The sequence below is a fragment of the Streptomyces sp. NPDC047049 genome, from assembly GCF_040643995.1.
Lineage (GTDB): Bacteria > Actinomycetota > Actinomycetes > Streptomycetales > Streptomycetaceae > Streptomyces > Streptomyces mooreae.
This window is the reverse complement of the sequence record NZ_JBEYVM010000001.1, coordinates 283,306-295,443: the sequence shown is the minus strand read 5'-3', so window position 1 is coordinate 295,443 and position 12,138 is coordinate 283,306. Positions and strand designations below refer to the sequence as shown.

Annotated in this window: 8 protein-coding genes and 1 pseudogene; 7 read left to right on the top strand and 2 right to left on the bottom strand. The window is 72.8% G+C overall.

Features of this window, described 5'->3' with window-relative positions; all coding sequences use genetic code 11:
* Nucleotides 1-82 precede the first annotated feature (82 nt).
* Nucleotides 83-875, bottom strand: a pseudogene (locus ABZ851_RS01410) (NAD(P)H-dependent oxidoreductase).
* Between the two features lie 44 nt (nt 876-919).
* On the opposite strand from ABZ851_RS01410, the gene ABZ851_RS01405 reads away from it, so the two are divergent.
* The 3 genes from ABZ851_RS01405 to ABZ851_RS01395 all read left to right on the top strand — a co-directional run bounded on the left by ABZ851_RS01405 (nt 920) and on the right by ABZ851_RS01395 (nt 4,603).
* The gene (locus ABZ851_RS01405) at nt 920-2,044 is read left to right on the top strand and encodes a helix-turn-helix domain-containing protein (RefSeq protein ID WP_361120507.1); all 1,125 of its coding nucleotides are present in this window, start codon (nt 920-922) and stop codon (nt 2,042-2,044) included.
* 130 nt (nt 2,045-2,174) lie between these two features.
* The gene (locus ABZ851_RS01400) at nt 2,175-3,191 is read left to right on the top strand and encodes a DUF2797 domain-containing protein (protein ID WP_361120504.1); all 1,017 of its coding nucleotides are present in this window, start codon (nt 2,175-2,177) and stop codon (nt 3,189-3,191) included.
* Between the two features lie 536 nt (nt 3,192-3,727).
* Nucleotides 3,728-4,603 (top strand): amidohydrolase family protein, encoded by an 876-nt coding sequence (locus ABZ851_RS01395; RefSeq protein ID WP_361120501.1) that lies wholly within the window; start codon nt 3,728-3,730, stop codon nt 4,601-4,603.
* A gap of 87 nt (nt 4,604-4,690) precedes the next feature.
* Here the strand turns inward: ABZ851_RS01395 and ABZ851_RS01390 are convergent, their stop codons facing one another.
* Nucleotides 4,691-5,332, bottom strand: a complete 642-nt coding sequence (locus ABZ851_RS01390) for an NAD(P)H-dependent oxidoreductase (RefSeq protein WP_361120498.1) — start codon at nt 5,330-5,332, stop codon at nt 4,691-4,693.
* A 310-nt stretch (nt 5,333-5,642) separates the two neighbouring features.
* Between ABZ851_RS01390 and ABZ851_RS01385 the strand changes: the two genes are divergently transcribed.
* The 4 genes from ABZ851_RS01385 to ABZ851_RS01370 all read left to right on the top strand — a co-directional run bounded on the left by ABZ851_RS01385 (nt 5,643) and on the right by ABZ851_RS01370 (nt 12,027).
* Entirely contained in the window at nt 5,643-6,434 is a 792-nt protein-coding gene (locus tag ABZ851_RS01385) for a response regulator transcription factor (RefSeq protein ID WP_361120495.1), read from the top strand.
* A gap of 163 nt (nt 6,435-6,597) precedes the next feature.
* Nucleotides 6,598-8,193: an ATP-binding protein gene (locus ABZ851_RS01380; protein WP_361121754.1), complete on the top strand. Its 1,596-nt coding sequence runs from the start codon at nt 6,598-6,600 to the stop codon at nt 8,191-8,193.
* Between the two features lie 160 nt (nt 8,194-8,353).
* On the top strand, nt 8,354-9,685 hold the full coding sequence (locus ABZ851_RS01375) for a dolichyl-phosphate beta-glucosyltransferase (protein ID WP_361120492.1): 1,332 nt from the start codon (nt 8,354-8,356) through the stop codon (nt 9,683-9,685).
* The gene (locus tag ABZ851_RS01370) at nt 9,682-12,027 is read left to right on the top strand and encodes a glycosyltransferase family 39 protein (RefSeq protein WP_361120489.1); all 2,346 of its coding nucleotides are present in this window, start codon (nt 9,682-9,684) and stop codon (nt 12,025-12,027) included. Before ABZ851_RS01375 ends, ABZ851_RS01370 begins: the two co-directional genes overlap by 4 nt.
* Nucleotides 12,028-12,138: the final 111 nt, after the last annotated feature.

The following is a 12,138-nucleotide window of genomic DNA, read 5'->3' as shown; positions in this document are numbered from 1 at the left end:
GCCCAGTGGAATTTTCTTCCGCTGGGCCTGCGGCTTTTGTGCGTGCGGGTGCGGGTGCGGGTGCGGGCCTGCGGAGTACGGGTCAGTCGTGGGCCGGTGGGGGTGGGGTCGTGTAGTGGGCGGCCGGGCCGGTGTGGGGGCGGGCCAGGGCGGGGTGGAGGAGCAGGTCGTCGTCGTAGTCGCCGTTGTTCTGGTGGCGGAAGGGCAGCGGCTCGGTGGTGGGGAGGGTGTGGAGGCGCTTGCGCAGGCGGGTGGCGGCGGTCGCGTAGGCGGTGGGGGTGGTGCGGTCCGCGCCGGGGACCAGGAGGGGCGGGACGACGGAGATTCCGGTGTACCAGAGGGTGCCGTGCTGGAGGGGGAAGAGGAGGTCGTTGAGGTCTCCGTTGACGCCGCGCGGCCCGAGGGTGGCGGCGCGGGCGCCGGCGGTGGTGAGGACCATGGCGCGCTTGCCGGTGAGTCTGCCCGTCGCCGTAGCGCCGGGGGCGGCCGGTGGCGGGGTCGGTGAGGCCGAAGGCGAAGCCCTTGACGAAGACGCGGTCGAACCAGCCCTTGAGGATGGCCGGCATGCCGTACCACCAGAGCGGAAACTGGATGATCAGCGTGTCCGCCCAGGTGAGTTTCTGCTGTTCGGCTTCGATGTCGGGGCTCAAGTGGCCGTTGGTGTAGGCGCGTTCCGAGGCCGTGCCGATCAGGAGGCGGTCGGCCGGGTCGTGGTCGTAATCGGCGGCGTCGACCACCGGGTTCCACTTCATGGCGTAGAGGTCGGAGACGCGGTACTGGTGGCCGTGGTCGTCGAGGGTGCGCAGCCCTTCGGCCAGGAGGGCGCCGCTCAGGGAGCGCTGGTCGGGGTGGGCGAACAGCCAGAGGACCTTCATGTCCTCCACTGTCCCGGGAGCGTGGGCGGCATACGAGTGGCCCGATGGCCATGGTGTGCAAGGATCGGGCCATGGGCGGCGTGGTGGAGAGCGGTAGGAGCAGTAGTGGTGGCAGCCGCGGAGGTGGCGGCAGTGGTGGGGGTGGGGAGGTGCGGGCCGTTTCCGGGGGTGGGCGGAGGGATCGGGTGGCGGTGCTGGTGCGGGACGGGATGCTGCCGATCGAGGTGGGGATCGTGCACCGGATCTTCGGGGAGGCCCGGTCGGCGGGTGGGGAGCCGCTGTACGAGCTGGTGACCTGCGCCTTGGCGCCGGGGGAGGTGCGTACGGACACGGATTTCACGGTGAATGTCGCCCACGGTCCCAAGGCGCTGGCGGCGGCCGACACCGTGGTCGTGCCGGCGTCCGGGGCGGATTACGGGTGGGGCGAGGGCGGAAGTGCGGGGCGGCTGAGTCCCGCGATGGCCGCGGCGCTGGGCCGGATCCGGCCCGGGACCCGGATCGCGTCGATCTGTACGGGGGCGTTCGTGCTGGCCGCGGCCGGGTTGCTGGACGGGCGGCGGGCGACCACGCACTGGCGGTCGGTGGAGGACTTCCGGCAGTTGTTCCCGGCGGTCGAGCTGGATGCGGATGTGCTCTACACGGATGAGGGTGAAGTGCTGACCGCGGCGGGGGTCGCCTCCGGGATCGATCTGTGTCTGCACATGGTCCGGTGCGATCACGGGGCGGCGGTGGCCAACGATGTGGCGCGGCGGACGGTCGTGCCGCCGCACCGGGAGGGCGGTCAGGCGCAGTACATCCGGCGGCCGGTGCCGGAGCCCCGGGAGTCCTCCACGGGAGCGGCGAGGGCCTGGGCGCTGGAACATCTGGACCGGCCGCTGAGCCTGCGGGAGCTGGCGGCGCGCGAGTCGATGAGCGTACGGACCTTCACCCGGCGGTTCCGGGACGAGGTCGGGGTGTCGCCGCTCCAGTGGCTGACGCGGCAACGGATCGAGCGCGCACGGCAGTTGCTGGAGGAGACCGAGCTGACGGTGGACCGGATCGCGGAGCAGGCGGGCTTCGGGACGGCTGCCTCGCTGCGGATGCATCTGCAGGCGGTGTTGGGGGTGTCGCCGCGTGCCTATCGGAGGACGTTCCGGGGGCTGGGGGGCGCGGACGGGAGTGGGGACTGAGGCGGGGGCGGGCACGGGGAGGGGCAGGGGACGGGCTGGTGGTGTGAGGCCCGACGGCCGGGTGTGGGCCGGGGCCCGTCGGTGACTGGGTGCGGGTGGCGTTGTCAGTGGGTGGTCGTACGCTGGCGGTGTGTGGCGATGTACGGGACCGCGCTGGTCAGGTGGCGGGCCGGGGCCGGGGCCGGAGGGGCGGTTCGGGCAGCGGCTCGGCTGGTACTGCGCCGAGCGGAGCGAGGAGCGGGTGAGCATGCTCCCCGCGGGCAAGGTGCTGGCGTTCGCCGCGCAGGGGGAGCGGCGCTGCCTGGGCGTACGGCGGGGCGCACGCCGGATCGTGTGCCCGTACGGTGCGGTGCTCGACGGGGCGGGTGCCAAGGACCAGTGCGCCCGGTGCGCCCAGTTGGACCGGTCGCGTTCGGTGGCCGCGGACACCATGGCCGATGATCCACGCCCCTACGGCGTCTACCTCGCGTACTTCGGTCCCGGACTGCTCAAGGTGGGGATCACGGCCGTCGAGCGCGGGCCGGCCCGGCTGGTGGAGCAGGGGGCGGTGGCGTACGCATGGCTGGGGCGCGGGCCCCTGATGGCGGCGCGGCGGGCGGAGGCGCTGCTGGGGAGTGCGCTGGGGGTGCCCGACCGGTTCGGGAAGGCGGTGAAACGGGCGGCTCGTGGGGCGCTGCCCCCGGTGCCGGAACGGGCCGCCGAGCTGGCTCAACTGCACGGGGCGGCACGGAGGTTGCCGGGCTGGCCGGAGACGCTTCAGCCGGTGGAGTTCGCCTGTGCGGACCATACGGAGCCGTTCGGGCTCGACCGTATTCCGGGGGTGGTGGCGGAGCTGGGCGGGATGACGTCCGGGGAGGAGGTCGTGGGGGAGGTACTGACCGGGGTGGGGCCCGATGTGTATCTGCGGCTGGTGGGGGATGTGTCTGGCGTGGTCGGTGGGGTGGCCGGCCGGGGCGGTGCGGCTAGCGGGACCGGTGGGGCGAGCACGGCCGGTGGGGTGGTTGCCGTGATGGATGCGCGGGTGTTGTCGGGGTGGGTGCTGGGGGCGGCAGTGGGGCGGGTGACGACGGCGCCGGTGCGGGCCGTGGGCTCCGGGACGGGGGAGCGGGAGGGGGAGGAGAAGGGGCGCCAGGAGGGGTTGTTCTGAAGGCGGGGGCGGGGGCGGGGGCGGGGGCAGGGGGCCGGCGGTCGGCTGGGTGGGCGTGCCCGTTGAGGCCGAGGTGGGGACTTCAGGGGTGGCGGAGGGCGGGAATGTTGCGTTCTCTGGGCTTGCGGGGGCTTGTGGGGGCTGTGGGGCTTGCAGGAAAGGGGCGATGGGGGTTGTTCCGGGCCGGGTGGGGGCGTTTAGATGCTGTGTGCAGGTAGGTCGGGGCGCGGTAACCGGCTGTGTTGGCTGGGCGCGTTGGGCCGGTCAGCGTGAGTCGGCGGATGGGTGAGTTGGCGTCGGCTGCGTGCGTTGGGGTTCGCGTGGGCCGGGCGTAGTTGGCGTCGGCTGGGTGCGCTTCGCGTGGGCGTTGGTGTGTGCGTCGGCTGGGCGTGTCGTGCCTGCTCGTGGTGGAGGGGCCGGCTCGCGGCGGGGGCGGCGTTCCGACCGCGGGTGTAGTGGCCGGAACGGTAGCGGTCGGGACCGTAGTGGGCCGGTCGGAAACGTAGTGGTCGGAACCGTACGGGGAGGGGCCCGGCGTGGTGGAGGGTGAAGAGCGGGTCGGCGCGTTCTGGCGGGAGTTGGGGCTGCCGGGGCTGATCGATGTGCATACGCACTTCATGCCCGAGCGGGTGCTGGCGAAGGTCTGGGCGTACTTCGACGCGGCCGGTCCGCTGGTGGGCCGGGCGTGGCCGATCACGTACCGGTTCGAGGAGGACGAGCGGCTGGCGCTGCTGCGGGGCTTCGGGGTACGGGCGTTCACGTCGATGATCTATCCGCACAAGCCGGATATGGCGCAGTGGCTGAACGGCTGGGCGGCCGACTTCGCCTCCCGTACGCCGGACTGCCTGCGGACCGCGACCTTCTTTCCGGAGGACGGCGCCGCGGCGTATGTGCGGGACGAACTGGACGGTGGGGCGCGGGTCTTCAAGGCGCATGTGCAGGTGGGCGGTTACGACCCGACCGATGCACTGCTCGACTCCGTGTGGGGCGCCCTCGCGGAGGCCGGTGTGCCGGTGGTGATCCACTGCGGGTCGGACCCGGCGCCGCGCAAACACACCGGGCCCGAGCCGATCGGGCGGCTGCTGGCCCGCCATCCCCGGCTGCGACTGATCATCGCGCACATGGGGATGCCGGAGTACGCCGATTTCCTGGACCTGGCGCAGCGCTATCCGGGCGTACACCTCGATACGACGATGGTCTTCACGGACTTCTCCGAGCAGCGGGCGCCGTTCCCGCGGGCCGAACGCCACCGGCTCACCGACCTCGGCGACCGGGTGCTGTTCGGCAGCGACTTTCCCAACATCCCCTATGGGTACGCGCATGCGCTGGAGGCGCTTGACCGGCTGGAGCTGGGCGAGGAGTGGCTGCGGGGCGTCTGTTACGGGAATGCGGCCCGGTTGTTCGGGGTGTGAGGCCGCTGGCCCCTCCTGGCGGCGCTGCGTGTCCCTGGGGTGCTCAGGGGCTTCTGAGCTGTGTACGGGACGGGTTCGGCGCCGCGTTCAGGGCCGTGCGGACGGGTGCGGGGCGGCGGCTGTGGATGCGGGGTCGGCTGTCGGTGTGGGTGCGGGTTCGGATGTGGCTGCGGGTTCGGATTCGGGGTCGGATGCGGCTGTGCCGGTGGCTGCCGCCAGATGGGACAGGGCCGCGCGTAGTCCGGAGAGGGTGGCCTCGTCCGTCACGCGTTCCGTAGTGGGGTCGGTCTTCGGGCCGATGGCGGGGATTTCGCGGCAGGCGGCCTGGATGACCTCGCCGGACATCATGCGCAGGATCTCGCGGAGCTGGGCGTTGGCGTGGTCGCCGCCGGTGGGGAACGGCGAGGCGGTGATCACCGCGACCGGCTTCGAGACGCATTCGCCGCTGCTGACCAGCCAGTCGAGGGCGTTCTTGAGGACGCCGGGCACGCCGTGCGCGTACTCGGGGCTGACGACGAGCAGGGCGTCGGCCGTCGCGACCTGGGCGCGCAGGGCGGCGACGGGTGCGGTGGGGGTGGCGTCCTCGCCGTCCAGATCGGGGTTGAAGTGCGGGAGGGCGCCGATGTCCGCAATGGCGGTCGGGCCGTCCCAGAAGGCGAGCGCGGAGCGCAGCACCGCGCCGTTGGAGGAGCGCGCACGCAGACTGCCGGAGAGGGCGAGGAGTCTCATGCGGTGACGGTATAGGGGTGGGTGCAGGGCTGCGAATGTGCTGGTCAGGGCGATTGTCAGTGGGGGGTGCGATGCTGAGGAAGTGGTGATCGAAGGGTGATGGACCTGGGCCGCGCGGGGGGCGGCCCAGGTCGGTCATGGGCCGCGCGGGGCCTCGCTCGATGGCCTCGGTCAAGGGCCTCGCTCAGTGGCGCCGGACGAGGTCCGGGACCCGGGGCAGACGCTTCGGAGGGGGGAGCACGGGGGATTCTCAGGAGATTCACAGAAAGGCGCAAGGGAGCTCTCACGGGGGCGGGTCAGGATCATGGGCATGACCGTGACTTCGTCGTCCCAAGCGTCGTTTCGTATCCCGGCTACCGGCTCGTCCTCCAGGGGCGCGCCCGAGAAGCAGCCGGCGTTGTCGCGGCCCGACGGCAGTCCGCTGCGGGTGCTGGTCGTGGACGACGAGTCCTCGCTCGCCGACCTGTTGTCCCTCGCCCTGCGTTACGAGGGCTGGGACATCCGCTCGGAAGGGGACGGGGCGGGAGCGCTGCGCTGTGCCCGTAGTTGGCGGCCGGATGCGGTGCTGCTCGATGTGATGCTGCCGGACATGGACGGGCTGACGGTGCTCGGGCGGTTGCGGCGGGAACTGCCGGACGTACCGGTGCTGTTCCTGACCGCCAAGGACGCGGTCGAGGACCGGATCGCCGGGCTGACGGCGGGCGGCGACGACTATGTCACCAAGCCCTTCAGCCTGGAAGAGGTGGTGGCCAGGCTGCGGGGGCTGCTCCGCCGGGCCGGGGCGGCCGCGGCCCGGAGCGAGTCGCGGCTGACGGTGGGCGATCTGGTGCTCGACGAGGACAGCCATGAGGTGTGGCGGGACGGCCAGGAGATCCATCTGACCGCCACCGAGTTCGAGTTGCTGCGCTATCTGATGCGCAATCCGCGGCGGGTGCTGAGCAAGACCCAGATCCTCGACCGGGTCTGGAGCTACGACTTCGGCGGCCAGGCCAACGTCGTGGAGCTGTACATCTCCTACCTGCGGCGGAAGATCGACGCGGGGCGGACGCCGATGATCCACACGCGGCGGGGCGCGGGCTACCTCATCAAGCCGGGCGGGTAGGCCGGTGCCGCACACACGAAACCCGGTGGCTGCGAGGCCGACCGGGCCGGATGCGTCGGCCGGTGCCGGTGCCTTGGCCGGTCCAGCTGCCGGTCCGGATTCCTCGGCCGCCCCCGCCACCCCAGGTACCTCGGCAACCCCCGCCACCCCTGCCGGCCGCGCCATACCGGCAAAGCCGACCACCCCGGCCCCCACCCCCCGCCGCCGCTGGTCGCTCCGGACTCGTCTCGTCGTGTCGGCGGTGGCGCTGATCGCTGTCGTCGGGGCCGTCATCGGCACGGTCACGACCATTGCGCTGCACGACTACCTGCAACGTCAGTTGGACCGGCAGCTGCTGGCTTTCGCCCTCCATGCCCAGCAGCCGCGGCCGCATGACCCGCGGCGTATGCAGGGGCTGGATTTTGTGGCGATGGGCGGCCAGCCGCTGAAGACGGTGGGGGCGCGGTTCGGGCCCGACGGCATGGCCTATGAGGGTGCCATTCTGAGCAATGCGACCAACCGGCTGCCCGAGGACCGGCTGTCGCCGCTGTCCGGGGCACAGGTGGCGGCGCTGAACGTACCGCGGGACGGCAGACCGCACACCGCCGAGCTGCCCGGCCTCGGTGACTACCGGGTGGTGTCCACCAAGGACGGCTCACTGGCGCTCGGTCTGCCGCTCGGCAATGTGCAGGACACGGTCAGCCAACTGGTGGTCATCGAGGAATGCGTGACGGTCGCCGGGCTGATCGCGGCCGGTATCGCCGGTTCCACCATGGTCGGCATCGCCCTGCGCCCGTTGCGCCGGGTCGCCGCCACCGCCACCCACGTGTCCGAACTCCCCCTGCACCAGGGCGAGGTGGCGCTGCATGTCCGGGTGCCGGCCTCCGAATCGGACGGCCGGACGGAAGTGGGGCAGGTCGGTGCGGCGCTCAACCGGATGCTGGGGCATGTCGGCTCGGCGCTCTCGGCCCGCCAGGAGAGCGAGACGCGGGTGCGGCAGTTCGTCGCCGACGCCAGCCATGAGCTGCGTACGCCGCTGGCGTCGATCCGCGGCTATGCCGAGCTGACCCGGCGCGGGCGGGAGCGGCCGGGCCCGGAGACCCGGCACGCCCTGGGACGGATCGAGTCGGAGGCGGAGCGGATGACGGGGCTGGTGGAGGACCTGTTGCTGCTCGCCCGGCTCGATTCCGGGCGCCCGCTGTCGTACGCGACCACGGATCTGTCGCCGCTGGTGGTGGACGCCGTCAGCGATGCGCAGGTGGCGGGGCCCGGTCACCGGTGGCGGCTGGAGCTGCCCGATGAGCCCGCGCTGGTCCACGGCGATGGCGGGCGGCTGCACCAGATCCTGGTGAATCTGCTGGCCAACGCCCGCACGCATACGCCCGAGGGCACGACGGTGACGGCCAGGGTGCGCGCTGCCCGTCGTATGGCCGCTCTCCCCGCTGCCGGTGACGGGGCCGGTGCCGCCGTTGCCGTTCCTGCGGACGCCCGCTCCGACGCCGGTGGCGCTCCTGCCGGGCGGCGTGACCTCGTCGCTCACGTCGTCGAGCTGGAGGTGCAGGACGACGGGCCCGGTATTCCGGCCGCGCTCCTGCCGCATGTCTTCGAGCGGTTCGCGCGGGGCGATGCCTCGCGGTCGCGGGCCGCCGGGAGTACGGGCCTCGGCCTCGCCATCGTGCAGGCGGTGGTTTCCGCGCACGGAGGCACGGTCGGGGTGAGCAGTGTGCCGGGGCGGACGGTCTTCACGGTGAGGCTGCCGACGACGGCGGCTGTCCCGTAGGCACCGGCTGTCCCGTAGGCACCGGCTGTTAGGCACCGGCCGTCCCCAGAGGGCCTGTTGCCTCGTAGGCACCGGCTGCCCCGGGAACACCGTCCGCCTCACAGCCAGGACACAGGCTCAGCACACCGCCGTGACAGCGCGGGCGGCGAATGTCGTAGGCATGACGACGACACAGCCGCCCCGCACACCGTGGGGTTCCCTCCCGCCGCGCGAGCATCTGCGGCTCGGTCAGATCGCGACCGTCCTCGATGTGGTGATCCCGGTCCACAACGAGGAGCGCGACCTGGAGCCCTGTGTGCGGCGGCTGCACGACCACCTCGCCCGCACCTTCCCGTACGGCTTCCGCATCACCATTGCCGACAACGCGAGCACGGACCGTACGCCGGAGGTCGCCGCCCTGCTCGACGACGCGATCGACGAGGTCACGGCGGTACGGCTGGAGCAGAAGGGGCGCGGGCGGGCGCTGCGCACCGTGTGGTCGCTCTCCGAGGCGCCGGTGCTGGCCTATATGGACGTCGATCTGTCCACGGACCTCAACGCGCTGCTGCCACTGGTCGCGCCGCTGATTTCCGGGCACTCGGATCTGGCGATCGGCTCCCGGCTCAGCCGCAGCGCGCGGGTGGTGCGCGGCCCGAAGCGGGAGTTCGTCTCGCGGATGTACAACCTCATCCTGCGCGGCTCGCTCGCCGCACGCTTCTCCGACGCCCAGTGCGGGTTCAAGGCCGTCCGCGGCGATGTCGCCGCGCGGCTGCTGCCGATGGTCGAGGACACCGGATGGTTCTTCGACACCGAGATGCTGGTGCTCGCGGAGCGGGCCGGCCTGCGGATCCACGAGGTGCCGGTGGACTGGGTCGACGACCCGGACAGCACCGTTCAGCTGGTGCGGACGGCCGCCGACGACCTCAAGGGCGTATGGCGGGTGGGGCGGGCGCTGGCGACCGGTGGACTGCCGCTGGACCGGCTCGCCCGGCCGTTCGGGGACGACCCGCGGGACCGTGAGCTGTCCGGGGTGCCGGGCGGCCTGGCCCGTCAGCTGGTCGGCTTCTGTGCCGTCGGCGGCCTCAGCACCCTGCTCTACCTCGGCCTGTACTCGGCCTTCCGGCTGGGGGTGGGGCCCCAAGCCGCCAATGCCGTGGCGCTGTTGCTGTCGGCGCTGGCCAATACGGCCGCCAACCGGCGGCTGACCTTCGGGGTGCGGGGCCGCGACCGGGCCGTGCGGCACCAGGCTCAGGGGCTGGTGGTCTTCGCCATCGGGCTGGCGCTGACCAGCGGGTCCCTGGCCGCCCTCGCAGCCGCCGGCGGCGACGCCTCGCACGGCACCGAACTCGCGGTGCTGGTGGCCGCCAACCTCGCGGCGACCGTCCTGCGGTTCCTGCTCTTCCGCGGCTGGGTCTTCCCGGACCGCGAGCGGCGCGACGACGCCGACGGACCGCGGCGGCACCCTTCGCACGATGCGCCCGATCACCACGACCTGACCAGGAGCACTCGATGACCCCGCACCCGCCCGCTACGCCGGCCCAGCCGTCGTACCGGCCCCCGTCCACGCCGCGGGGCGGGCCGCCGGGCCCGGCCGCCGCTTCCCCGGCGGCGCCGGACCCCGGTGCCTCTCCGCGCTGGGCGCGCCCCGCGCTGCTGGCGTTGTTGCTGGTCACAGCCGTGCTCTACCTCTGGAGCCTGTCCGCCTCCGGTTACGCCAACCAGTTCTACTCGGCCGCCGTACAGGCCGGCAGCGAGAGCTGGAAGGCGTTCTTCTTCGGCTCCTCCGACGCGGCGAACTCCATCACCGTCGACAAGCCGCCGGCCGCGCTGTGGCCGATGGCGCTGTCCGTACGGCTCTTCGGGCTCAGTTCGTGGGCGATCCTGGTGCCCGAGGCGCTGATGGGTGTGGCGACGGTCGGGGTGCTCCACGGGGCCGTACGGCGTCGGTTCGGTGCCGGGGCGGGGCTGCTGGCCGGCGGGGCGCTGGCCGTGACGCCGGTCGCGGCACTGATGTTCCGGTTCAACAACCCCGATGCGCTGCTGTGCCTGCTGATGGTCTGTGCGATCGCCGCCGTCCTGCGGGCGCTCGCGGACGGCCGTACGAAGTGGCTGGTGCTGGCCGGTGTCTGCTTCGGTCTGGGGTTCCTCACCAAGACGCTGCAGGCGTGGCTGATCCTGCCGGGCCTCGCCGTCGTCTACGCCTGCTGTGCGCCGGTCGCGCTGCGCCGGCGGCTGGGGCAGCTGCTGCTCGCCGGGCTGGCGGTCGTGGTGTCCGGCGGCTGGTGGGTGGCGATCGTCGAGCTGTGGCCGGCGTCCTCGCGCCCGTACATCGGCGGCTCGCAGCACAACAGCTTCCTGGAGCTGACCTTCGGCTACAACGGCTTCGGGCGGATCAGCGGCAATGAGACCGGCAGCGTCGGCGGGGGCGGCCGCGGTGGTCATGGCGGCGGCTGGGGGCAGACCGGGATCACCCGGCTGTTCTCGTCCGACATGGGCGGGCAGATCTCGTGGCTGCTGCCGGCCGCGCTGATCCTGCTGGTCGCGAGCGTGTGGGTGCTGCGGCGGGCCCGGCGCGCGACCGATGCCGAACAGGCCGGTCAGCGGGCGGAGTTCCTGGTGTGGGGCGGCGCCCTGCTGATGACCTTCGCGATCTTCAGCTTCATGTCCGGGATTTTCCATCAGTACTACAACATCGCGCTGGCCCCGTACCTCGCGGCGCTGGTCGGGATGGGGGCGACGCTGTGGTGGCGGCGCGGCGGGCGGAGCGCCGCGCTCGTACTGGCCGGGACGGTCGCGGTGACCGCCGGATGGTCGTATGTGCTGCTGGACCGCTCGCCGGACTGGCTGCCGTGGCTGCGCTGGACGGTGGTGGCCCTCGGGGCGCTGTCGGTGCTGGGGCTGCTGGTGCCGGTGTGGGCGGGAGCCCCTGCGAAGGACGCGGAGCAGGCGCAGGACGGAGAGCCCGCGAAGCATGGAGAACCGGCGAGTCACGGAGCGCCGGACCGCGCCCCGCGGCGGACGGGCCGACGCCTCGCGGTGCTGGTGGGCGGGCTCGGGGTGGCGACGGCGCTGGCCGGTCCGGTCGCGTACACGCTCCAGACGGTCAACACGCCCAAGGGCGGGTCGATCATCACCGCGGGGCCCACGGTGCGTGGCGGCATGGGCGGGCCCGGCGGCCGCTTCCCCGGTGGCGGGCGGCCCGGCATGTGGCGCGGCACCAACGGAGCCATGCCGGGTGGCCAGGGCAAGGGCAAGGCCACGGGCCGCGGCATGGCGCAGGGCGGCCAGGGCATGGGCGGAGCCCGGGGCAACCATCAGGGCCCCGGTCCGGGCGGTCCGGGCGCCTTCGGCGAACGGGGTGCCGGGCGCATGGGCGGTAGGGGCGCCATGGGGGGTCTGCTCAACGGCAGCACGGTGAGTGCCAAGGCCAAGACGCTGGTGGAGAAGGACGCGGACCACTACACCTGGGCCGCGGCGGCGATCGGCTCGCAGAACGCCGCGAGCTACCAACTCGCCACCGGGAAACCGGTGATGGCGATCGGCGGCTTCAACGGGAGCGACCCCTCGCCGACCCTTGCCCGGTTCAAGAAGGAGGTAGCGGCGGGGAAGATCCACTACTTCATCGCGGGCGGGGAGGGCGGCCGGGGCGGACGCGGCGGTCCCGGCGGTCCCGGCGGCGGTCCCGGCGGCTTCGGTGGCGGCACGGGCGGCCCCGTCATCGGCAGGGGCGTCGGCAAGGGCGGCCCCGGCGGCGGCCGAGGTGACTCGTCGAAGATCACTTCCTGGGTGGAGAAGACCTTCAAGAAGGTCACCGTGGGCAGCGCCACCTTCTACGACCTGACCCGGAAGGCGTGACCCGGGGGGCGGGGCCCCGGGGGCATGGCCGGCGAGACCGTCCCCCGGCCCCCCTCCCCTCGGGCCCCGCCCCCCGGGGCCCCGCCCCGTTCAGCCGAAAAACAAATGTAC